We start from the raw sequence: 23,501 nt of genomic DNA, 5'->3' as shown, positions 1-23,501 counted from the left end.
AAAATTTTGGGTTCGGTTTGCGTCCTTTCTTGGGGGAACCCTTGGATTTTCGCGCATTTGGCCAGAAAAGAGAACCCAGTTTGTATAAACTATACAGAGAATTGCATGCAATTTATAACTTTCCAGAAAAACTTTCTATTTCTATTCCGTTAATTTTTGCATTTTGGCTTGTAATGTTTGTGAGAATACGATATAATTGTTATTAATTTGATTGAACAATTGTAAAGTTGTACCAATCAACCCCTGAAAGGAGTTTTTAAGGTGAAATTGTACAATGCAAAAGATATTCTGAACATTGCAATTGCGGGGCATAGCGGAGCAGGCAAGACCTCCATCGCGGAGGCCATGCTCTACCTTTCCGGCGCCACAGACCGCTTTGGCAAGGTCGGCGAGGGGAATACGGTATGCGACTATGACCCCGAGGAAATCAGGAGAAAAACAACCGTCAGCGCGGCAATCGCCCCGCTGGAGTGGAGAAATCATAAGATCAATCTGCTGGATGCTCCCGGACTGTTTGACTTCGAGGGGGCCATGTGTGAAGCGGTGCGCGCGGCGGATTCGGTCCTGATTGCGGTTTCCGGCAAGGACGGCGTGAACGTCGGCACGGAAAAGGCAGTTGCAGCGGCGGACGCCCGTGGCCTGGCGAAGATTTTCTTTGTCAACGGCCTGTGCGATGAGAGCGCGCGTTTTTACCGCGTGTTCGAGGACTTGAAGGCCAGTTTCGGCCCCTCGGTTTGCCCGGTGGTTGTCCCGTACATCGAAGATGGCAAAGCAAACATATATGTCAATATTTTGGAATATAAGGCCTACGATTACTCGAACGGCAAGCCCGTTGAAGTGGCCATGCCGCCCATGGGCGACCGTTTGGAGGGCCTGCGCACGGCAATCTATGAGGCTGTTGCGGAGACCAGCGACGAGATGTTTGAGAAATATTTCTCCGGCGAGCCTTTTACGCCGGAAGAGGTCATCGTGGGCGTCAGCAAGGGCGTCAAATCCGGCGCGATCTGCCCGGTGTTCTGCGGCGACGCGCTCCTGATGCGCGGTATGGAGCAGTTCCTGGACGGCCTGACCTGGCTGGCCCCATCCGCTTTGGAAAAGAGCGGCGAGATTGCAGCCGACATCGATGGGAACCCGGTCGAGCTTTCGGTCAACCCGGACGGTGCAACGGCGGCGATCGTCTTCAAGACCATCGCGGACCCCTTCGTTGGAAAGATGTCCTTCATCAAGACCATCTCCGGCAAGGTTGCGACGGACGCCCAGCTCATCGATATGCGCACGGGCAACTTGGAGCGCATCGGCAAGACGGTTATGATGCGCGGCAAAAAGCAGGAGGAGATGGGCTGCATCACGGCGGGCGACATCGGCGCTGTGCTCAAACTAGGCAACGTCTCCACGGGCGACACGCTGTGCTCCCCGACGCGCAAGGTCACCTTGGACGGAATTACCTATCCGGTCCCGACGCTCTCCATGGCCATCCTGCCGAAAAAGAAGGGCGAAGAGGATAAGGTGGCGCAGGGCCTGTTCCGTTTGATGGAAGAGGACCCGGTCATCAAATTTGAAAACAATGCCGAGACCCATCAGATGGTCATCAGCGGCCTGGGCGAGCAGCATCTGGATGTCATCGTTTCCAAGCTGAAAGCGAAGTTCGGCGTGGAGGTCACGCTGGAGCAGCCGCGTGTCCCGTACCGCGAGACCATCCGTAAGAAGGTGCAGGTCCAGGGACGCCATAAGAAACAGACGGGCGGCCACGGCCAGTTCGGCGATGTGTGGATCGAGTTCGAGCCCTGCGACAGCGAGGGCCTGGAGTTTGGAGAGCGCGTTGTGGGCGGTTCCGTCCCGAAGGGCTACTTCCCGGCGGTCGAGAAGGGATTGCAGGAGTGCATTGCGCACGGCCCGTTGGCTGGCTATCCGGTGGTAGGCCTGCGCGCCACGCTGTATGACGGTTCGTATCACCCGGTGGATTCCTCGGAAATGGCGTTTAAGACCGCGGCCTCCCTCGCGTACAAGGCAGGTATGCCGCAGGCCAGCCCGGTGCTGTTGGAACCCATTGGCACCCTGCGCGCCACGGTTCCGGACGCGAACATGGGCGACATCATGGGCGAGGTCAACAAGCGCCGCGGCCGCGTGCTGGGCATGGAGCCCGCAGGCCCCGGCAAGCAGACGGTCGAGGCAGAGGTCCCGGTGGCAGAGATGCACGACTTCTGTACATTTGTCCGCCAGGTTACCCAGGGACGCGGCAGCTATACCTTCGATTTTACCCGCTATGAAGAAGCGCCCGCCCAGGTTGCCCAGAAGGTGATCGAGCAGGCCAAGGCGGATGCCGAATAAAGGCTTCCAGCAGGGGCATGAAAAAGCCGCCTTTCCCAGCAGAACGTTTTTGTAAAATTTATGTAAGAGAACCGGCAGCCGTTCCAGTCCATTTCGACTGGAACGGCTGCTTTATTTTTTGCCTAGATTTAACAAAGGGAAAACATGCCTTTAACGCTGCCCATCTATTCTATGTATCGGTAAATTTCGTAGGGAATTGATACGGCTTATCAAAGCCGGATGGGAAAGGTTGTTAAAAAATGGAAGAAAACAAGAAAACATGGAGCGCCCAGAAGAAGGGCGTGCTGATCGCTGCCGGTATCCTGTGTATGTTGCTTTTGATGGGTGCGGGTGTTTTTGCAGGGATGCATTACCAGGAATGGGTGGATGCCCCGTATAACGAGGAGCAGACGTTCACCCCCGATCTCGACGAGGCGGCGCAGGACTGGAATGGCAACACACCGCCGAGCGCAAATGGCGAAGAGCAGGGGATCAAGATCCCGGGCTATGCGTCCATCGCTCTGCCAGCTGGGGAGAAAGATGTTAAGATCCTGCTCCTGAACCCGGAAGAAAACCCTTGCTACTTTATTTTTGAGCTGGTTTTGGACGAGACGGGCGAGACACTGTACACTTCGAAGATGGTAGCGCCAGGCAAGGCCATCCAGGAAGAGACGCTTTCCCGTGCGCTGGATGCAGGTGAATATGAGGCGACGATTAAAATCAGTACCTATTCTTTGGATACCAATACCCAGATGAATGGGGCGAACGTCAAAACAAAGCTGCTGGTTGGCTAACGTCTATTCTGATCCCTTTACAGGGGCATTTAGATAGAGATTTCTACAATAATGGAGGAACAAATTATGAAAAAAGCAATGGCGTTTTGCCTCGCAGCGCTGATGGCGGCCGGTATGACGACCTCCGCGTTTGCAGCGGCAAAGGACGTGAACCCCGGCAGTGTCATTTTCGATCAGGATTCCTTTATCAATGGCAAAGCCAGCGTAGAACTGGAATATGACGCTGTGGCGGAGCCGACCTATACCATCACCATCCCGATGGGCGTACAGCTCGTCAAGGGCGGCACAACCTCCACGTTCAAGGCGGAAGGCATCTCGAATTTGAACGGCGGCAAGATTGTGCTCTCGATTACCAGCACCCGCAAGTCCGGCATGCCGGACGATTGCCCGGATTTCGCGCTCTATCGCGGCCACAACTATGTGCCGTATGAGGTGCAGGGCTTCTATAAGGACGGTACATCCCACTTTGTCAGCGAACTCAATAAAGAAGTGATGTCCTTTGATGAGGACGGCGAGTACCGCTACAGAGTCATCCCGTCCAAGATCATTCCGGTGACCGGCACCTATTGGGGCAACATCACCTTCCAGTTCGACATTGTTGAATAAGATCCCCTGTGTTTATTAAGCTAAAATCGTTTTCTATCGATTTGAAATCTTGCAAATATCTTCTTTCTTAGATCTTCAACTTCCCCCGAGCACCCGCTCCGGCAAACTGCCGGGGTGGGTGCTTTTTCTTACTGCTGTCTTCCTCAGCGCAGGAAAGGCATGTTTCCCTGTGCTGGCGCATATTCATTAGAGATGAAAAAGCGGCGGCCGCCGCGGGGAGGGATCCGTTATGTTTGTATGTTCCATAAAAGCGGGAAAGAAGAAGTGGGTGATTGTTGCGCTGGCGGTGATTTTGGTGGCTATAACGGTATTTTTGGCCTTTGGGAAATGGAATGCTGCCGCGGAATCCGGAAACGCCAAGGGGTACAGCTGCCTGGCCTCCAGCAATGACGAGCGCGTCGCTTTCTTGGCACAATTCGGCTGGCAGGTGGAGACGGAACCTTTGGAGATCCGGGATGTGGCCATCCCAGATCCATTCGACGAGGTGTACACCCAATACAACACCCTGCAAAAGCAACAGGGCTTTGACCTGGAACCATTGGCGGGAAAGGTCTGCCGTCAATGGGTTTACGAGGTGACCAATTATCCAGCCGAAACCCCGGTTCATGCCAATTTGTTGGTCTTTGAGGACCGTGTGGTCGGCGGCGACATCTGTTCCACGGAATTGGATGGTTTTATGCTCCCATTTGACGCGCTGGGCAGTGGGAATGCGGGCACGGCTTCCTCTGCTGTGAGCTCCGCCCTTCCGGAGAGCGCGGTCTCTTCCGGGGCCCCGGTTTCGTCCCAGGCGCCGGTTTCGTCCGAGGGAGCTCCTGTCTCCTCTTCGGAGATCCCCGCGAACGCCTGGCCGACGGACTGAGGAAAAGGCATGGCACGATGCCGCAAAACGTTCGCGGCATCGTGCCATGTTCGTGCGTTTGGCCAGCGGGAGGATTTTGCTCTTTGCGGAAAGAACGATTGTATTCGCGGGGGAAAACCGATATAATAGAGGAATCAAATTTGGATGGATGTGAAAACATGCCAAAGGAACGGTTGGACAAGGTATTGGCTTCGCAGAATATCGGGAGCCGGAAGGAATCCGGCGCGCTGATCCGGCGCGGTGCGGTAACCGTCAATGGGCAGGTGGTGCGCCAAGCGGACAGCAAGGTGGATCCGGAGCAGGACGCCATCGCGGTGGAAGGACAGGCGCTCCATTTCCAGCGGTATTCCTATATTATGATGAATAAGCCCGCAGGGGTGCTCTCGGCGGCGCGGGACGCACGCCAGGAGACCGTGTTGGATCTTTTGCCCCCGGAGTTGAAACGCCGTGGTCTTTTCCCGGCAGGGCGGTTGGACCGCGATACAGAAGGGCTGCTATTGATTACGGACGACGGGGATTTTGCCCATCGGATGCTGGCGCCAAAGAGCCACGTCTATAAGCTTTACGAGGCGGAACTGGACCTTCCGGCCACCCAGGAAGACGTCAAAGCCTTTGCCGCTGGAATCGAATTGGGCGACCGCATATGCCTGCCCGCGGAGCTCCGGCTGTTGGATGCTACGCGGGTGCAGGTGCAGATCTGCGAGGGCAAGTTCCATCAGGTCAAGCGCATGTTCCACGCGGTTGGAAAGACCGTGTTGCACCTCAAACGCCTGCGTATCGGCGCGCTGGAACTGGACCCTGCGTTGGCCCCCGGGCAGGCGCGTCCGCTCCGCCCGGAAGAACGGGACAAGATCTTTCGTGCGAAAGATTCTGTAGCGCTTTAAGAAAGCATTTGTCTTTTAGCGGATTTTCATAAAGGTGTTGTTGCATTTTTGGGTAAAAATCGCCTGTTCAAATAGGGGGGCATCTGATATGATAAGGACTAGCCCCGTTTTTTGACATAGGGACGGGACGCTTGTTTTTCATCGTTGCAGAGGGAAACAGGGTTCTTGACGGAATTTAGGAAAGACTCGCTTTTTGGAGGATTTGTAATATGGCGAACATATCATTGAGGCATGTTTGTAAGACGTTCCACAATGGAGTGGTAGCGGTGCGGGATTGCACATTGGAAGCGGCCGAAGGGGAGTTCCTGGTTGTGGCGGGTCCGGAAGGCTCCGGAAAGTCCACTTTGTTCCAGCTCATTGCCGGCCTGGAGACGCCAACCGAAGGGGATATCTATATCGGCGGCGTGGTGGTGAATCAGCTTTTTCCGCAGCAACGGGACATCGCGATGGTCCTGCCGAACCACGTTCTCTATCCGGAGTTAACGGTCAAGGAGAACTTAGCGTTCCGCCTAAAAATGCACCGGATGCCGGAGGCAGAGGTGGAACGGCATGTGCAGGAGGTTGCCGGCTTGTTGCAAATCGATCCGTTGCTGGACCGAAAGCCGGGCGCGCTTACTTCCATGCAACAGCAGATGGTAATGCTGGCCCGGGCCATGGTGCAAGGGCATAAGGTCCTCCTTTTGGATGAGCCATTTGTCCATTTGGACGAAAAACTGCGCGCGCAAATGGGGAAGGAGCTTCGCGAACTTCATAAGCGGTTGGGGATCACCATCCTTTATGCAACGAAGGATCAAGCCGAAGCGGTGGCTTTAGGGGACCGGATTGCCGTAATGAAGGAAGGCTTTATCCAGCAGGCAGGTGCGCCGGAAGAACTCTATGCGTCCCCGGCCAACCAGTTTGTGGCGGGCTTCCTTGGCAATCCTCCGATGAATTTCCTCAATGTCAAGGTGGGCGCGGACGGTTCGGATTATACGTTCACGTTCGGAAAGAGTGCCGTGCGTATGCCGCAAGGCTGGGATGGAACCGGCGTTTTGAAGAGCTATGTGGGCAAGAACGTTGTCCTGGGGGTGCGCCCGAAGGATGTCCATGACGATCCCGCCTTTGTGGAAAAAATGGAAAAGGGCGTTGTAAATGCAGAAGTCGAGGTTATGGAGTCCGTTGGCGGGGAATCCTATCTCTATCTGACGTGCAGCGGACATTCCATCACAGCAGGGGTTGACGCAGATGCGATGCGGCAGAGCGGCGAACAGATCCAAATCGCCTTTGATATGGAGAAAATAAAGCTTTTCGACAGCGATACAGAGCATACGATTTGGCGTTGAACAGGCTTTCTGTGGCTTGGGAAAGCTCAGCTAGAAAAATAGCCCTCTGAAATATGAACAAATTGTAAATTACGCGGCAATTTCCACAAAAAAATTTTTTATTTTGTGATATATAGTTGAAATGTGTGCTGCTTTTATGTAAAATATATGTAGCCTTTTTATAGAATCCACCATCAAGATTAGCAAATATAGATAAAGTGAGGGAGCAGCATGTCAAACAGACTATTTCAAGGGGTTATTCACCAGATGAGGGACGCTATTGACCGCACAATCGGTGTGATCGACGAGACGTCCGTCATTATTGCCTGCAGCGAGCTGGGGCGGATCGGCGAGGTCAACGACAGCATTACCGCCGATGTCTTGGCAGCTCCGGGAACCTTTGTGGTGAATGGTTACACCTACAAATCCTTTGGCAGCAGGCCGCGGCCGGAATATGCGGTGTTTGTCTCCGGTTCAGACCCGGAAGCCAGCCGGTATGCATCGCTGCTTGCCATCTCTTTGAGCAGCATCAAACAATACTACGATGAAAAGTATGACCGCAGCAACTTTATTAAAAACGTGATCTTGGACAATATCCTTCCCGGCGATATTTATCTGAAAGCGCGGGAACTGCGCTTTAATTCCGACGTCAGCCGGGTCTGCATGTTGATTAAGATTACAAACAAGTCCGATATTTCCGCTTACGATGTGATCCAGAACCTCTTCCCGGATAAGAGCAAGGATTTTATCATCAACATCAACGAGACAGACATTGCGTTGGTCAAGGAGATCCGGGCGGGCATTGAACCGAAGGACTTGGAAAAGCTGGCCGGTTCCATTGTGGATACCCTCTCCAGCGAATTTTATACGCATTGCGTGGTCGGCATCGGCACCATTGTAGTTGGCATCAAGGATTTGGCCCGTTCCTTTAAAGAGGCGCAGGTTGCTTTGGAGGTCGGCAAGGTGTTCGATACGGAGCGCGCCATCGTCAGCTATGACAATCTGGGCATTGCGCGTCTGATCTATCAGTTGCCGACGACCCTGTGCGAAATGTTCCTCAAAGAGGTCTTTAAGCGCGGCTCGATCGAGTCCCTGGACCACGAGACGTTGTTTACCATCCAGCGCTTCTTTGAGAACAACCTGAATGTCTCGGAGACATCCCGTAAGCTGTTTGTACACCGCAATACGCTGGTGTACCGCTTGGAGAAGATCAAGAAGATCACCGGTCTGGACCTGCGCGAGTTCGAGGACGCAATCGTCTTTAAAGTGGCGCTGATGGTCAAAAAGTACCTTTCTTCGAATCCGGTCAAGTTCTAATAGAGGGATTTTTGCCGGAGGTTGTCGGAAGCTTAAAAAATTACAAAAATATTACAAATTATTTCTTTTTGAAAACAATAAATACAGCACCCATTGGTATTATGTAAACATGCCGGTGGGTGCTGTTCTGTGTATAGAAAACGGCCTGTTGAAACGGCTTACAGCCGCACCGGCTGGGCAGATATGGTAATTACGCGGGGATGGAACATCCCGTTTCGAGATAGAAACCATCGTGTGCTTTGAAAACCGCACGGCGTTTTGATAACCGGTCTTTTATGGTCCAAGGGGGATCTGCGCCCTTGGCGCGGTTTTTATGCACCGCAGGGCTTTGGGAGAGAGAAAATGATTGAATTTAAAAATGTGAGCAAGACATATAGCAACGGGACACATGCACTGCAAAATGTGAATTTGACCGTTGCAGACGGGGAGTTTGTATTTATCGTAGGCTCTTCCGGCGCCGGAAAGAGTACGTTCTTGAAATTGATTATGTGTGAGGAAACGCCCAATGAGGGCGATATTATCGTCAACGGCACCCATATTACCAGCCTAAAAAAGCGGGAGATCCCGTATCTCCGGCGCATGATGGGCATCGTTTTCCAGGATTTCCGTTTGATCGATAACATGACGGTCTATGAAAACGTGGCCTTCGCTATGCATGTGATCGGGGCCACACAGAGCGAAATCAAAAAGCGCGTGCCCTACATATTGAGCCTGCTAAATTTGCAGGATAAGCAGAAATGCCGCCCGAACGAACTCTCTGGCGGCGAGCAGCAGCGTGTTGGGCTTGCGCGCGCACTGGTCAACAACCCGAAGCTCATCATCGCAGACGAGCCCACCGGGAATATCGACCCGGCGCTCTCGTTTGAAATTGTCGACCTGCTCAGCGAGATCAACCGGAGGGGGACCACCATCCTCATGGTGACGCATGAGCACTCTTTGGTCAAGCACTTCCATAAGCGTGTGGTAGAGATTCATGACGGCCGGATCGTGGCCGATACAGCTTCGATGGAGGTGGAACCAGATGCGCAAGATTAAAACGGTACGTACCCCAAAGAAACGGTCCGGTTCCCGGCTTTCCAGCTTGGGGTACTTGCTGAAAGAGGGCGTTAAGAATATTTGGAGCAACCGGACCATGAGTTTCGCCTCCGTTGGCGTGCTGGTTTCCTGCCTGCTGTTGACGGGCGCGGCGGTGCTCTTTTCCATGAATGTGGATGTGGCTATGAAGTCGCTGGAGGGGAACAACTCCACGACGGTCTACCTTCAAGAAGGGCTGCCCACCTTGACCAGCCTCCGGGTGGGGCAGGAGATCAAGCAGCTGGACAATATTGAAGAATGTGAATTTGTCTCAAAGCAGGACGCTGTGCAAAATATGTTGGATATGCTGGGCGACGACGGCACCGTATTGGAGGGCCTTTTGGGGGATGAAAATTTCCTGCCGGATGCGTTCCGCATCTCGATGAAGGACCTGAATCTGTATGATGAGACGGCGGCGCAGATTGAAGCGATCAATGGCGTGGACGAGATCATCGATTATTCCGACATCGCGGAGCAGCTCACCAGCTTGGACAACCTAGTGACCTCCGTAGGCTTTTGGATTGTCCTGATTTTGAGCCTTGTTTCCCTGTTTATCATTTCCAATACGATCCGTGTGACGATGTTCTCACGGCGGTTGGAAATCAGCATTATGAAATCCGTGGGTGCGACAAACTGGTTTGTCCGGGTCCCCTTTATCGTGGAAGGCGTGATTATCGGCCTCCTGTCCGGCGGGGTGGCCAGCGGGTTGCTGGTGCTCGTCTATAACAAGCTGGTGTCCTCCATTGCGTCGATCCCCTTGTTTTCGCCGGTGGACATCGGGCCCATCACTTGGCGCATTACTCTGATCTTTATGTTGGCCGGCGCCTTGTTTGGCGCCCTGGGCGGCCTGATTACGCTCGGTAAATACCTGAAGAAAGAAGGAGGAGATTTAGGTGGCCTGTAAGAAGAGATGGCTCAAGGGGTTTGTGGCATTGGTATTGGCGTTTTCCGTATTCTGCGCGCCGGGCGCGATCCAGCTGCATGTGGATGCAGCCTCGTCCGACCAGCTTTCCGATCTGCAACAGAAGCAAAAGGACTTGCAGCAGCAGAAGCAGGAGTTGGCCAAGCAGCAGGCGGCAACCGACCAGAAGCTGGCCAGTTTGAAGGCGGATAAAGAAAAACAGCTGGAATACAAAAATACACTGGATCAGCAGATGGAAAACCTCCAGAGCCAGATCACGGTGCTGAACGAGCAAATTTCCACACTGGATCAAAACATTACGGAAAAAACAGAGCAGATTGCCGACAAGCAGGCCGACATTGACTTTAACTATGAGCAGCTAAAGGAACGCCTCTGTGCCCTGTATAAGACGGGCGAAGCGAGCAACTTACAGATCCTTTTGAATTCCGAGAATGTGATGGATCTTGCCAATAAGACCCATCTCTTGCAGGTAATCACCGAGCATGACACAGAATTGATCAATACGCTCAAAGAAGAGTTGCAGTCCATTGCAGACGAAAAGGCGGAGATCGAGCAGAACCGCCAAGAGGTCGCCGCAGCGAAGACGGAGCTCGATAACAAGCGCAACGAATTAGGTACGTTGGAAAGCGAGGCCCAGCGCGTGCTGGATGAGCTGACCGCAAACGAGCAGTCGATGCAGTCGGAGAGCGACAGCCTTGCTGCGGAACAGAGAAGGATTGAGCAGGAAGAGGCACAGGCTGCCGCGGAAATCGACCAATGGTGGGCGGATTATTATGCCTCCCAGAACAGTGGAAGCAGCGGTGGGAATAGCGGCGGAAGCAGCAACACCACGGCGCCAGAGAGCTATGTAGGCGGGCAGTTCACCTGGCCGGTGCCGGGCTATACGCACATTTCCTGCGGTTACAGCAGCGGCCATAAGGCCATCGACATCAACCGGACCAACGGAAAGAGCATTTCCGGCGCGCCGATCGTGGCGGCAAACGGCGGTACAGTGGTTGTGGCAGGCTGGCATTACAGCTATGGCAACTATGTGATGATCGACCACGGCGGTGGATATTCGACCTTATACGCCCATGCGAGCAGCCTGGCGGTCAGCAAAGGGCAAACCGTGAGCCGCGGGCAGACCATCGCCTATGTTGGCAGCACCGGGAATTCGACGGGGCCGCATCTGCATTTTGAGATTCGTGTCAACGGCGTGCGGAAGAACCCGTTCAATTGGTTCTCTTAATTAGAAGCGCATTTTAGACAGGCATGTCCTTTTGGGAAGGGGCGCCCGCAGCGGCGTCCGCAGATCCGTCGTTGCTTGCGGGTGGCAGGCCCTGCGGCGGATGGGATTTCCGGCGGGACATGCCTGTTTCAAATCGGATAAAAGGGGTTGTGCAAAGGAGGGAATCCATGAAGCAGTCAAAAAAAATCCGGCGCGTGGCCGCGGTTCTGGCGGCGGTAGCTGTGCTGTGCTCCTCTACCACGTCGCTTCGGTGCGCTGACGCGGCCGTTTCCGAGGGGGATCTGGATGCACTCCAGCAGGAACAGCAGGAGCTGGAGCAGCAGCGTGAGAAATTAGAGCAACAGCAGGAAGCGACGAAAGCAAAGCTGGACCAACTGCGCGCGGATAAGTCAAAGCAGCAGGAATATAAGGCAACCCTGGACAGCCAGATGCAGAATGTCCAGAGCCAGATCAATGTTTTAAACCAGCAAGTTTCAACACTGGACACCAGCATCCAGGAGAAGACAGCACAACTTTCCGGCAAGCAGCAGGAAGTCAATACGACCTTTGATGAATTGAAAAAGCGCTTGTGCGCAATCTATAAGACAGGGGAAGCCAGTACCCTACAGATCCTCCTAAGTTCCCAAAATGTAATGGATCTGGCCAATAAGACCTATTTGCTCCGCAGCATTACGGAGCATGACGTCGCATTGATCAATGGCCTCAAGGAAGAGATGCAGGGGATTGCGGCGGAGAAAGCGGAGATTGAGCAGAACCGGGCCGATCTCACCGAAGCGAAGAGCACCTTGGATCAAAAGCGCACCGAATTGGGGGCGTTGCAGAGCGAAGCGCAGAATGTTTTGGACGGCATTGCCAATCAGGAACAGGGTATCCTGGCGGAGAGCGACGCGCTCTCCATGGAGGAAGAGGAGATCCGCCGGAGAGAAAATGAGGCCGGCGACCGGATCGACCAGTGGTGGGCCGATTATTATGCGGAGCAGAAGCGCCAACAGGAGGAGCTCAAACGCCAGCAGGAGGAAGAGCAGCGGAAACAGCAGGAACAGGCGCAGCAAAACCAAGAGGAAAGCGAAAGTTCCACACAGCCGGTGGAAGAACCCGAGCAGGAATCCTCCGCGCCACCGGTTGTGAACGACGCCCCTCTGGAATACGTGGGCGGGCAGTTTACTTGGCCAGTGCCGGGATATACCCACATTTCCTGCGGCTACAGCAGCGACCACAAGGCGATCGACATCAACCGCACCAATGGAAACAGCATTGATGGGGCGCCGATTGTGGCGGCGAACAGCGGAAAGGTAGTAAAAGCGGGCTGGGACAACAGCTATGGCAACTTTGTGATGATCGACCACGGCGGCGGCTACTCCACCCTATATGCACACGCCAGCAGCTTGGCAGTGAGCACGGGCCAGCAGGTGGAACGGGGCCAGACCATCGCCTATGTGGGCAGTACAGGCGATTCTACAGGCCCGCATCTGCATTTTGAAGTGCGCGTCGACGGCGTCCGGCAGAACCCATTCAATTGGTTTTCCGCAGGTTGACCAGCAATGGTTAACAGCGGATGGGACCGTTGGAGCGGGCAATATATGGCTGGAAAGGGCCAAAAACGGGTAGGATTGACAGAAAATTTACATTTGGCCGTATAAAAAGAAAACGAAATCCGGTATGATAGTAAAAAAGGCCGGGGACACATGAACAGGCTCCGCCGGAATCTTTTTCAGGGATGAAAGGGTTCTTGGAATATGGATGCGGGGCGGAAAGATGGAAATACCTGCATAGTAAGGAATGATATGTGATGGGTAAGAAAATATCTCTGGGGGCGGCAGTTGCTGTTGCTGGGATCACAGCGGCGGTCACCGTATCCCTGACATACGTATACGCGATGAACAGCTTCAATGAAAAGGTGGCCGACGTCAACGAGCGGCAGGCGATGTACACAAAGCTCAGTGAGATCGACCAAAAGGCGCGGCAGGACTACGTCGGTGAGATTAACGAAACGCAGTTGACCGATGGCATTTGCGCGGGATATATTGCGGGGTTGGGCGATTTACAGGCCCAGTACATGTCCGCGGAACGGTATAAGACCTATCAGACCGGCACGGCAGGGAAAAACACCGGCGTTGGGATTAAAACAGCCATGGACGAGGACGGCAACATGGAAGTCATCCAGGTGATGCCGAATTCCCCCGCGGAGCAGAGCGGCATCCGAAAGGGCGATACCATCGTCTCGATGGACGGCCGCGAGATTGTCCGGATTACGTATGGCGACGCGCTCAACCGCCTGGACGGGACAGCCGGAACGACCGTCACCCTGGGGATTTACCGCGCAGCCCAGCCTACAGAAGCCGCCGCGGAGAGCGAGAATACTGTTGCGGACGGCACAGACTCGTCTGGGACGGAACCGCAGGGGGAGTATCTGGAAATCACCGTTACCAGGGCGGAATACACCAAGCAGAGCATTACTTCGTCCGTGATCAACGGGAATGTGGGATACATCAAAATCTCTGAATTCAACGACAGCAGCGTCGAGCAATTCAATTCCGCCCTTTCCTCGCTCAATAAGCAGAAAGTAGCGGGTTTGGTAATTGACTTGCGGAACAATTCCGGTGGCAGCGTGGAGGCGATGGCGTCCATGCTGGACACCCTGTTGCCGGCGGGCAACCTGGTGACCACGCAGGATAAGAATGGGCAGACGACGGTGGAATATACATCGAAATCCAACGAGATTGCGCTTCCGATCAGCGTCATTGCAAATGAGACCACCTTTGGCGCAGCAGAAATTTTTGCTGCGGATATAAAGGAATTCAAAAAGGGCCTGGTTGTCGGACAACCGACGGCGGGATATGGCACAAAGGACGAGGTCATCCCCCTTTCGGACGGTTCTGCGATTACGCTTTCCGTGGCGAATTATTTGACGCCGGGAGGGACCGTGTTCAACGGCGTAGGGATTGCCGCAGATATATCCGCCACCTTGACCGAGGAGCAGATGGACTTGCTGGCGCGCGATGAACTAGCCCATACCGATGATGCGCAGCTGCAAGCCGCCGTCAGCGCATTGGTACGCCAAGGGGCGGCAGTTGCAGAAATCCCCGGGACGCAGAGCGCGCAGGGGACGGACGCCATCCCGGAGGAGGCCGGGGAAGGTTCGGCAACCGGTGAGGACGCCGCCTCTTCGGAAGGGACCCAGCCGACGGAAGAAAGCAGTACGTCCAGCAGCACGGCAGGATAAACGTTTTTCCTGGGAAGCACAAGGGGTTGCCAGAAAACCAGAAGATGTAAGAAGGTATCCCCAGCCGTGTGCGGGTTTGGTGAATTTTGCAGAGAGAGGTTTTTCTCCCTTATGGCTGCCTTTTGGAAAACCGCCCTATAAAGAAGATAAGGGGTCTGCTTGGAAGCAGAGTAGCCTTATGGCCGTAAAAAGAGCGAAAAGCCCGTGCAGGGAGATAGAAAAAATGGAACGAAAAGAGGAATATCTCTTTTTAAGGGAAGAAATCATGAAAAATAACAGCGCTGCGGAGAGTTACCGGAATGTCATGTACACGGTGACGATCGCTTTGCTGACGATTGCATTTAGTCAAAAGGAACCATTGCTGTTCCTTTTGCCGCTTTGCATTATCCTCCCGGCCTATAAAATCATTATAGATAAATTATTGGGAATGTGTAGGATTGCAGCCTATTTGATCGTATTCTTAGAGGGCAAGGACTTTCAATGGGAGACGAATTTATACCACTATGACAAGCTGTTTTCCAAGGGAAAGGCATCTATTGACGCATACTTATATTATGGGATTACGGCTTGCTGTTCTCTATTGGCAATGATACGAATCGATTTTTCGAAGATGCTGGATGCCGCAAATTTGTTCCGTATGGCTGTCATTGTGATCACAACAATCCTTTGCTTTGTAATCATTCGAAAATTGGATATTCGTTACCTTCAAGCGAAAGAAAAGTACATAGATGGATGGAAGAAGGTAAAAGAAGCCAAAGCCTCTGGACAAAATGGAAGCTTTTAGAGGTGAGCGGCATGAGCGCTGTTGCTTATCCGTTTGGAAAACCGTTCACTTTATAAAAACCTCCAGATCTGATAGAAAAAGGATACCCCCTCTTCACAGCCTTAGCTGTGAAGAGGGGGTTCTTTGGACAGCATCTGAAAAGTATGAAAGCAAAAATCTGCCTTGCAAGCCGGCGGATAGAATGATAAACTATAAACATACGAAAAGGATGGGATTCATGTGGAAAAGCTGAAAAAAATTTGGCGGTTCTTGACTGCCCCAGAGATGCTTCTGTACATTTTGTTCGGCATCCTGACCACGGCGGTCAATATCCTTTCCTTTGGGCTGCTGCGGGATGTCCTGCAATGGCAGTTGCTGACGGCCAATACGCTCGCGTGGGTGCTCTCCGTCGCGTTCGCCTTCCTCACCAATAAGGTCTTTGTGTTCCGAAGCAAAAGTTTTGCGGCCAAGTTGGTGCTGCGGGAGCTGGTCTCCTTTGTGGGTGCGCGCCTGTTTTCCCTCGCGGTGGATACCGCAGGCATGTGGCTGCTGGTGGACGTTCTCACCTGGAACGACTGGCTGGCAAAAGTCCTCATGAATGTCATTGTAATTGTTCTCAATTATGTGTTCAGCAAACTGTTTATTTTCAAACGCCCGCAGTAGAGCGCATTTCCCCAATATCATCAACGGAGCGCAGCCAGCGCCCCGGCCAATGGAGGATTTTACATGTTAGCAACGGAAAAGACCATGGAAAAAATTGTAGCGCTTTGCAAAAGCCGCGGCTTTGTCTACCCGGGTTCTGAAATCTACGGTGGCCTATCCAATTCCTGGGATTACGGCCCGCTCGGTGTGGAGTTTAAGAACAATGTGAAAAGGGCTTGGTGGAAGAAGTTCGTCCAGGAAAGCCCCACCAACGTCGGTTTGGACGCCGCAATCCTGATGAACCCGGAGGTCTGGGTGGCTTCCGGCCATGTGGGCGGCTTCTCCGACCCGCTGATGGACTGCCGCGATTGCAAAACGCGCCATCGTGCCGATAAATTGATCGAGGACTTCACCGGGGAACCGGCGGACGGTTGGAGCAACCAGCAGATGATGGATTTCATCAAAGAGCACGACATCAAATGCCCGAACTGCGGTTCCTCTAACTTTACGGACATCCGCCAGTTCAACCTGATGTTTAAGACGTTCCAGGGTGTGACGGAGGATGCGAAAAATGAACTCTATCTCCGCCCGGAAACTGCCCAGGGCATCTTCGTAAACTTCAACAACATCCAGCGCACCACGCGTAAAAAGGTCCCCTTCGGCGTATGCCAGGTGGGAAAGAGCTTCCGCAATGAGATCACGCCGGGCAACTTTATCTTCCGTATCCGTGAATTTGAGCAGATGGAATGCGAATTCTTCTGCAAGCCGGGCACCGATCTGGAATGGTTCGAATACTGGCGCGGCTTCTGCCGCGACTGGCTGCTGTCCCTCGGCATGACGGAGGAGAACATGCGCCTGCGCGACCACGCCAAAGAGGAGCTTTCCTTCTATTCCAAAGCCACCACGGACATCGAGTACCTGTTCCCGTTCGGCTGGGGCGAGCTCTGGGGCATTGCAGACCGCACGGACTACGACCTCAAGCAGCATCAGGAGCACTCCGGCAAGAGCCTGGAATATTTCGACCAGGAGGCCAACGAGCGCTACATCCCCTATGTGGTGGAGCCGTCCCTCGGCGCGGACCGTGTGACTTTGGCCTTCCTCTGCGACGCATACGACGAAGAGGTGGTCGATGCAGAAAAGAAGGACACCCGCGTAGTCATGCACCTACATCCGGCGCTCGCGCCGTTCAAGGCTGCTGTGTTGCCCCTCTCCAAAAAGCTGAACGATAAGGCGCAGGAGGTCTACAACCGCCTGACCAAGCACTTTATGGTGGATTACGACGACGCCGGTTCCATTGGCAAGCGGTATCGCCGGCAGGATGAGATTGGCACACCATACTGCATCACCTATGACTTTGACAGCGAGACCGACGGCTGCGTTACCGTCCGTGACCGCGACAGCATGGAGCAGGAGCGTGTGAAGATCGACGACCTGGTGCATTACATTTTGAAAAAGATCCAATTCTAAAAATCGGAAGAGGCCGGAACCCATGCGGTTCCGGCCTCTTCTTTTATAGAAACGTTACGTTTCGGCTGTATAAATGCGCAGGACGTCGTCCGATCCGTAGGCAACCAGATGGTTGGAATCGTCCGGCGCGATGGCGAGAAAATCCGATAAGGTCATAAAAGCGCCCCCGTTGGCATAGGTGACCGGGTATTCCTTTCCACCAATCTGGCAGGCTTGGTTCTTTACCGTGGCTTGGAGCCCACAGAGGCGCGCCGTTTCTGGGACGGGAAGGAGCACCGCTGTATCGCCTCCGGAACCCATCATCATGTTGCGGTTCAAGCTGGTGTCCCGCCCATTTACCCGGATAGTCCTGCGCGCCGATGCCGCACGGAGGGCCACCGTCATATCAGGCAGGGAAGAGAGGGCAACCGGCACACGGACGATCCCAAGGGCATAGGGGGCCACGTCGTATGGCTGAAAATAGACGACCAGATTTTCGCCGTCGAGGTAGTACGAATAATTGCCATCCAACGCCCGCACGGCCTCTGATGCGGTTTCATAGAGCGATTCATCCGTTAAGATGTTCTTCAAATGGGAAAGGATTTTATCCGTGATTTCCGGGATCGCTTCTTCCGGATTCCGGAAGAGATCGCGGAACTCGTAGAATTCGCCGGTCTCCGGGTTTACATTATAAGAACTAACCCAGCTCATCCCATGCGCGCCGCCGGTGTAGGTTTCATTGGTCAGCCAGACCGATAGCAGCCCGCTGTCCTGGTAGTCGAATACACTCTGGTAGAACAGTGTGGACGCCTGTCCCGCGCCGCCGTTTCCCGCTGCGGTTTCCTCCAGGTCTGCCATGGCATCCTGTTGCTCCGCCACAATTTTTGCGTTGAGCTCGTCCGCACCGGGAAATCCGGAGAAGTGCGGTGTGACGATTTTCCGCTGGATGTTCCCCTCGGTTTGGTTCTCAATGGAGATCGTTGGCGCGGATATGGTCGGTTGCGCCTCCGGAAGCGGTGCCTGCGAAGACCCAACGAGATCAGGTTGGGAGCCTGAATTGGAGGAGGAGCTCTGGGAAGAGGAGATGGTACCAGAAGAAGGAGCCTCCTGATTGGTGCATCCGCCTGTGGACAAACAGAGGCATACCGCTAACATCATTGCACATACGCGTATCAACATATATTTCATAGGAATTCTCCCTTTTGTTTCTTGAAAAAATGCATATCGTTTCAAAGAAGTTGTCTGCATTCATTATAAGGAATTTAAAAAAAATCGCAATAGAAATGACACAATTGTAAGCTGTGGTTTCAATCCGTAATGTCTTTGAAAAAGCCTATAACAAATATGCATATTTTCAGGGACGCTTCCGAGCGCAAAGCAGTCCGGAGCGTTTTCAAAGAGGCAGGACGCACTTCATTTATATGTGTCTATAGTCGCTTCTCTACTTAAATAATCATGCCACCGTTTACGCCCAGGACCTGGCCAGTGATGAATGATGCGCGGTCGGAGACGAGAAACCGGACGGCGTCCGCAATGTGGGTCGGGGAACCGAGCAGTTCCAGAGGCGTTTCCTCCCGTAGGGCTTCCAGGGCCTCTGCGCCCAACAGGGCGTTCATCTCCGTGTCGATCACGCCCGGAGCGATACAATTGACCCGGATGTGGGACGGCCCCAGTTCCTTTGCAAGGGCCTTCGTGAAGCCGATCACAGCAGCTTTGGCGGCGGAATAATGTACTTCGCAGGATGCGCCCACCTGCCCCCACATCGAAGAGATATTCACAATCGCCCCGCTCTTCTGATGGATCATATGTGGGAGCGCCAACTGGCAGCAATGGAAAACGCCTTTGACATCCACATCAAACATGCGATCCCAATCCGCCTCCGTCAGGTCGGTGAACAGCTTTTGCTGTGCAATCCCTGCGTTATTGACAAGCACATCCACTTCACCAATGGTGTGGAACATGGATTCTACCTGGGAGCGGTCCGAGACGTCCGCGCGCACAAGGATGTGCGGAAGGCCGGCAATTTGCTGCAATTCCCGGCAAAGCGCCTTGGCATCGGCTTCGCGGCTATGATAGTTGACGGCAATGCGGTAGCCGTCCGCAGCCAACCCGCGCGCAATGGCTGCACCGATCCCGCGCGAAGCGCCGGTCACAAGAGCTGTCCTCATAGTATGTGCCCCTTTCCTTATAGATTATCCGTGGCGAGCATGATCGCCGCCAACGCTGCGATGGGGGCGGTTTCCGTGCGCAAAATGCGGGGGCCAAGCGTTGCGATTTTTGCGCCGTGCTCCTGGGCAAAACGGACCTCTGCCTCAGCAAATCCGCCCTCCGGGCCGATGAAGAGGGAGAGCTTCTGCGTCTTCGGCCCAACAAGTGCGGAGATATGCTCGCCGCCGCCCTCATAAAAGAATAGGATTTCCCCCGCTTTTTCGGCTTCTTGGATGGCGGCGCGGAAGGGCAGGGACGGGGAGACCTGCGGAATCACGCCGCGCCCGCTTTGCTTGGCCGCTTCCTCGGCGATCTTTTGCCAGCGGTCGGCTTTCTTTTTGACGGCCTTCTCGTCCGGCCGGGAGACGCAGCGCTCCGACAGCATGGGGACAATGCGCGATACGCCCAATTCGACGGACTTCTGGACGACCGCATCCATTTTATCCGCCTTGGGAAAAGCCTGATAAAGCGTGACAAAGACAGAGGGTTCGCTAACACTGCGGCAGAAATTCAGCACTTTTACGGTCACGGTTTCCCCGTCGATCTGCTCGATTTCGCAGTTGTAATCCGTGCCGATGCTGTCGCAGAGGATGAGCGGTTCGCCCGGCCGCATCCGCAGGGATTTGGCGATGTGATGGGCGTCGGGCCCGGTCAGAATGGCGCGCTCCTCTGGAATATAATCGATAAAAAATCTTGGCATGATGGTCACCTCAATGGTTTGATTGCTTTATTATACCATATCAGGAGGTTGCTAGGTCGTTTACCGCCATAAAAATCATAGACCATTTGCGCTTAGTAGCGGTAAGATGGCGTATTGTTGGAAAGTGGCATATGTGATGTTCGCCCCTCTAAACGCACACAGCAGGTTATAGAACATTCGGCAAACGGGTAGCAACGTACAGATGGGGAATTCTTGAAGAAATGGCTTGACAAATCCTGTGATGTACATATAATAATACTTAGTAATACTAAGTAATTTAAATAGGAGAAGGGAAATGGATACAAGGTATGAACGGCAGCTCAAACGCGGCGTGCTGGAAATCGTTGTCCTCAAGCTCTTGAGCCAGGGGCGCGCCTATGGCTACCAGCTTTTGCAGCGTCTTGACCAGGAAAGCGGGGGCCTATTCCGCATTAAGGAAGGGACCCTATACCCGATTTTATACCGCCTGGAGGACGATGGCCTGGTTGTCTCGGAGTGGAGTATCCCCGAAGACAAGAGCGTTGCAAAAAAATATTACCGCTGTACGCCGAAAGGGGAGGAGGCCCTTGTAGAGCTGCTGGAGCTTTGGCGCAAATTTGACAGGGTAGCCAACCATTTTTTACAAGGGGAGGATGGGAAAACATGACAAAGGAAGCTTATATCCGCGCGGTGATGCGAAACTTGCGGCTGCCGCGCAAAATTAAAAAACGGATCAAAAACGATTTGCTGAGCGATTTTACAGCGCGTATGGAGGCGGGTGAAACGCAGGAGCAGATTATAAAAGATATGGGGACTCCGGACAAAGTAGCCGCGGAGTTCCACGAGAATTTTGCCGGTCAATTGCTTCCCCAAAGGACGCCGTTGGATTGGTTCCTTCTGATCGCGGGGATTTTGTTTGGTGCAATTGCCCTCTTGAAGGTTTTGGGCGAAGTGTTGCTTCCAGCCGTTTTATCGGCACTTTTTGCAGGCGGACCAGCATTCCCAGAGGATGTCGCTATCATCGGAGGGGCGGATGGGCCGACCGCGGTTTTTGTCACAGGGAGTTTGGCCATAGGTTCCATCCAGTGGATCGGGATCTTGCTTCCGCTTCTGCTGTGTGCGCTTTTTGTAGGGGCTTATCTTTGGCATCGAAGGAAGAAGAAATCTTCCATATCGTAAAAACAAGCGGCAGGAATCCTGCCGCTTGTTTTTGCATGGATTTACCACTTGACAGGGTGCGAGAAATATGTAATACTCTTAACTGTACTATTTAAAATAATACAGATATTACATATAAAGGAGGAGATTCCCAATGTTTCTTGGCGTGCTGATCACGGGCATTCCCTTTTCGTTGGTATTGGGAGCCCTGTTGTATTTCCCCTTCTTCCTGTGGAAGAGAAAACTCCATCTTTCCGCCCTGCGCCATCTGACGGTATATGCACTGATCTGCTTTACCATTCTGGTGTTTGATGCAACCTTGCTGATCGGTGGAATCAATTTCATGCCGCCCTATTATTTCTTAAACCTGGCGCCCTTTGAATGGCTGCGCCATCCCTATGAGATGGGCATGGAACGGATGGCCAGCCAGTTGGTGCTGAATATCCTGATGTTCGTCCCATTTGGCCTGCTGTTGCCAATGGTCTTTCCGCGTTTGCGCGCCTGTTGGAAAACGCTTCTGGCGGCTCTCGGCATCACGGTGTTGATCGAGGTGCTGCAATATTTCACCGGACGTTCCGCGGACATCGACGATGTGATCATGAACGTGCTGGGTGCTGTCATGGGGTACGGCCTGTTTGCCCTGCTGAACAAAGCGCTGCAATCCAGAAAGTGGTGGCAAAATATGTTGGGGGCTCAGTTGCCTGCATCCCTTAGAAAATAAATCAAATGATTTGATGGAACTAGGCTTGTTGAGAACTAGCTCGATGGGAAAGGAAAAGGACCTGTTCAAAATGAACAGGTCCTTTTCCTTTGTTTATGATGGAATCCTCCGTTAGGGACGTGGAAAAGGCACAATGAAATAAGAAAGCAATCGATTTCCCGCTTGCGGAGTCCTGCGAATGCTCCGGACATCTAGACTTCTTATACATATTTTTACATCTTTTATTAAGACTATTATACCATATTAATATGTTTTTATATACACTTAAACCACGCTTTATATACCTATAAAATTAGATACAAGAGTATTGAGCAATGAAAGAGTGGAAATATGGGATATTTTGACGAGAAGTTTCATAAGCGCGAAAAGAAGTACCGGCGGAATTATGAAATAGACGACAGCCTCTATGTACGCTTGGAACAACTCTCCACTGTATACGATGCCACCATTACCGACTTAGTAAATGCTTCTTTAGAGCACTTGATCGAAAGCGAAAAGATTTCCCTCTATAAAAAGGCAGACAACGATTTTTCTGTGACGCATACGCTTCTGATTCGTGAGAGCAATCTCGCCGGGCTCGAGGAACTGAAAGCGAAATACGGCGTGAGCATCTACAAACTCGTGAATATCGCCATCAGGAATGCGCTCGATGAATCGTAAAACAAAAAGCGGTTGAACGAGAAATTTATTCCTCAAATGCATGGATTTGTGAGGTGGCATAGGAAGTGTCAGACAAAAAAGTGATCGTACCGTTTACTGCCTTGACCTTTTGTATTGCCTATGGTGTGTCAAGCGTGTTGATTGTGCTTGGCCAATTCGGATATAGAGTTTACGGCTTGGTTGGCTCATTACAACAATTTGCAATGAATATCCCCTTTGCTATTTATATTTTGTCTCCCGCGATTGCTTCATTTGTCGTTTTAAGAAAGAATGGCGAAGTAGCAAGTTTGCGGGAATGGATAAAAACGGTCTTTTATTGGAAAACGGATGTTTTTGTCTATCTGGTTGTAGTTGCAGGCGTTGCACTGTATTTTGGTATACATATGGCAGTAGCAGCAGGCACAGATAAGATGCTTCCGTTTTATATGTTTTTCCTTTCTTTGCCTGGGAATTTTTTTATCGGCGGCCTGGAAGAAACTGGCTGGATGTATGTATTGCAGCCCGGACTAGATAAAAGATATGGGTTCCTTGTTTCCTCCATTTTCGTTGGGGTTATTTGGATTTTTTGGCACATCCCCCTCTTTTTTATTCCTGGAACAAATCACTGTGACGGGCTGATTGACTTTTGGATGTTCAATATACAGGTTATGTCATTAAGTTTTTGGCTCTGTCACAACAAATGGTTGATTTTTGACGAGAAATAGCGTAT

At 52.7% G+C, this 23,501-nt stretch carries 23 protein-coding genes; 20 read left to right on the top strand and 3 right to left on the bottom strand.

Annotated features, from left to right (window positions below; all coding sequences use genetic code 11):
* Positions 1-261: 261 nt before the first annotated feature.
* The 15 genes from B5F54_RS11555 to B5F54_RS11485 all read left to right on the top strand — a co-directional run bounded on the left by B5F54_RS11555 (position 262) and on the right by B5F54_RS11485 (position 17,387).
* A complete protein-coding gene (locus tag B5F54_RS11555) occupies positions 262-2,328 on the top strand; it encodes an elongation factor G (protein WP_087234335.1) in 2,067 nt (688 codons plus the stop codon).
* A 239-nt stretch (positions 2,329-2,567) separates the two neighbouring features.
* A complete protein-coding gene (locus tag B5F54_RS11550; protein WP_087234333.1) occupies positions 2,568-3,101 on the top strand; it encodes a hypothetical protein in 534 nt (177 codons plus the stop codon).
* 66 nt (positions 3,102-3,167) lie between these two features.
* Positions 3,168-3,707, top strand: a complete 540-nt coding sequence (locus tag B5F54_RS11545; protein ID WP_087234331.1) for a hypothetical protein — start codon at positions 3,168-3,170, stop codon at positions 3,705-3,707.
* 229 nt (positions 3,708-3,936) lie between these two features.
* Complete coding sequence (locus tag B5F54_RS11540) at positions 3,937-4,566, top strand: DUF4830 domain-containing protein (protein WP_087234329.1); 630 nt, start codon at positions 3,937-3,939, stop codon at positions 4,564-4,566.
* A 158-nt stretch (positions 4,567-4,724) separates the two neighbouring features.
* Positions 4,725-5,450, top strand: a complete 726-nt coding sequence (locus B5F54_RS11535; protein ID WP_087234327.1) for a pseudouridine synthase — start codon at positions 4,725-4,727, stop codon at positions 5,448-5,450.
* A gap of 209 nt (positions 5,451-5,659) precedes the next feature.
* The gene (locus B5F54_RS11530) at positions 5,660-6,772 is read left to right on the top strand and encodes an ABC transporter ATP-binding protein (RefSeq protein ID WP_087234325.1); all 1,113 of its coding nucleotides are present in this window, start codon (positions 5,660-5,662) and stop codon (positions 6,770-6,772) included.
* A gap of 210 nt (positions 6,773-6,982) precedes the next feature.
* Positions 6,983-8,068, top strand: a complete 1,086-nt coding sequence (locus tag B5F54_RS11525) for a PucR family transcriptional regulator (protein WP_087234323.1) — start codon at positions 6,983-6,985, stop codon at positions 8,066-8,068.
* 342 nt (positions 8,069-8,410) lie between these two features.
* Positions 8,411-9,103, top strand: a complete 693-nt coding sequence (gene ftsE / locus B5F54_RS11520) for a cell division ATP-binding protein FtsE (RefSeq protein ID WP_087234321.1) — start codon at positions 8,411-8,413, stop codon at positions 9,101-9,103.
* Positions 9,090-10,046 carry a permease-like cell division protein FtsX gene (gene ftsX / locus B5F54_RS11515; protein ID WP_087234319.1) on the top strand — a complete coding sequence of 319 codons (957 nt, stop codon included), beginning with the start codon at positions 9,090-9,092 and terminating at the stop codon, positions 10,044-10,046. The genes ftsE and ftsX overlap by 14 nt, the downstream gene beginning before the upstream one ends.
* On the top strand, positions 10,036-11,292 hold the full coding sequence (locus B5F54_RS11510) for a murein hydrolase activator EnvC family protein (protein ID WP_172749721.1): 1,257 nt from the start codon (positions 10,036-10,038) through the stop codon (positions 11,290-11,292). The genes ftsX and B5F54_RS11510 overlap by 11 nt, the downstream gene beginning before the upstream one ends.
* Positions 11,293-11,459: 167 nt before the next feature.
* Positions 11,460-12,827 carry a murein hydrolase activator EnvC family protein gene (locus tag B5F54_RS11505; protein WP_172749720.1) on the top strand — a complete coding sequence of 456 codons (1,368 nt, stop codon included), beginning with the start codon at positions 11,460-11,462 and terminating at the stop codon, positions 12,825-12,827.
* Between the two features lie 254 nt (positions 12,828-13,081).
* Positions 13,082-14,515 carry a S41 family peptidase gene (locus B5F54_RS11500; protein ID WP_087234317.1) on the top strand — a complete coding sequence of 478 codons (1,434 nt, stop codon included), beginning with the start codon at positions 13,082-13,084 and terminating at the stop codon, positions 14,513-14,515.
* 76 nt (positions 14,516-14,591) lie between these two features.
* On the top strand, positions 14,592-15,299 hold the full coding sequence (locus tag B5F54_RS11495) for a hypothetical protein (protein WP_140400371.1): 708 nt from the start codon (positions 14,592-14,594) through the stop codon (positions 15,297-15,299).
* Positions 15,300-15,518: 219 nt separating this feature from the next.
* Positions 15,519-15,941 (top strand): GtrA family protein, encoded by a 423-nt coding sequence (locus B5F54_RS11490; RefSeq protein WP_087234313.1) that lies wholly within the window; start codon positions 15,519-15,521, stop codon positions 15,939-15,941.
* 63 nt (positions 15,942-16,004) lie between these two features.
* Positions 16,005-17,387 (top strand): glycine--tRNA ligase, encoded by a 1,383-nt coding sequence (locus tag B5F54_RS11485; protein WP_087234311.1) that lies wholly within the window; start codon positions 16,005-16,007, stop codon positions 17,385-17,387.
* 54 nt (positions 17,388-17,441) lie between these two features.
* Here the strand turns inward: B5F54_RS11485 and B5F54_RS11480 are convergent, their stop codons facing one another.
* From B5F54_RS11480 to B5F54_RS11470, 3 genes are all read right to left on the bottom strand, one after another.
* Positions 17,442-18,554 (bottom strand): DUF3298 and DUF4163 domain-containing protein, encoded by a 1,113-nt coding sequence (locus B5F54_RS11480; RefSeq protein ID WP_172749719.1) that lies wholly within the window; start codon positions 18,552-18,554, stop codon positions 17,442-17,444.
* Between the two features lie 257 nt (positions 18,555-18,811).
* On the bottom strand, positions 18,812-19,534 hold the full coding sequence (gene ymfI, locus B5F54_RS11475) for an elongation factor P 5-aminopentanone reductase (protein ID WP_087234307.1): 723 nt from the start codon (positions 19,532-19,534) through the stop codon (positions 18,812-18,814).
* A 17-nt stretch (positions 19,535-19,551) separates the two neighbouring features.
* A complete protein-coding gene (locus B5F54_RS11470) occupies positions 19,552-20,274 on the bottom strand; it encodes a 16S rRNA (uracil(1498)-N(3))-methyltransferase (protein WP_087234305.1) in 723 nt (240 codons plus the stop codon).
* 295 nt (positions 20,275-20,569) lie between these two features.
* Between B5F54_RS11470 and B5F54_RS11465 the strand changes: the two genes are divergently transcribed.
* From B5F54_RS11465 to B5F54_RS11445, 5 genes are all read left to right on the top strand, one after another.
* Positions 20,570-20,920: a PadR family transcriptional regulator gene (locus tag B5F54_RS11465; protein ID WP_087234303.1), complete on the top strand. Its 351-nt coding sequence runs from the start codon at positions 20,570-20,572 to the stop codon at positions 20,918-20,920.
* Positions 20,917-21,432, top strand: a complete 516-nt coding sequence (locus B5F54_RS11460; RefSeq protein ID WP_087234301.1) for an HAAS signaling domain-containing protein — start codon at positions 20,917-20,919, stop codon at positions 21,430-21,432. The genes B5F54_RS11465 and B5F54_RS11460 overlap by 4 nt, the downstream gene beginning before the upstream one ends.
* Before the next feature lie 133 nt (positions 21,433-21,565).
* On the top strand, positions 21,566-22,132 hold the full coding sequence (locus B5F54_RS11455) for a VanZ family protein (RefSeq protein ID WP_087234299.1): 567 nt from the start codon (positions 21,566-21,568) through the stop codon (positions 22,130-22,132).
* A 330-nt stretch (positions 22,133-22,462) separates the two neighbouring features.
* A complete protein-coding gene (locus B5F54_RS11450) occupies positions 22,463-22,792 on the top strand; it encodes a hypothetical protein (RefSeq protein WP_087234297.1) in 330 nt (109 codons plus the stop codon).
* Positions 22,793-22,857: 65 nt separating this feature from the next.
* Entirely contained in the window at positions 22,858-23,496 is a 639-nt protein-coding gene (locus B5F54_RS11445; RefSeq protein WP_087234295.1) for a CPBP family intramembrane metalloprotease, read from the top strand.
* Positions 23,497-23,501 lie beyond the last annotated feature (5 nt).

This window comes from Anaeromassilibacillus sp. An250, assembly GCF_002159845.1.
Taxonomy (GTDB): Bacteria; Bacillota; Clostridia; order Oscillospirales; family Acutalibacteraceae; genus Anaeromassilibacillus; species Anaeromassilibacillus stercoravium.
This window is presented reverse-complemented; position numbering and strand designations above follow the sequence as displayed.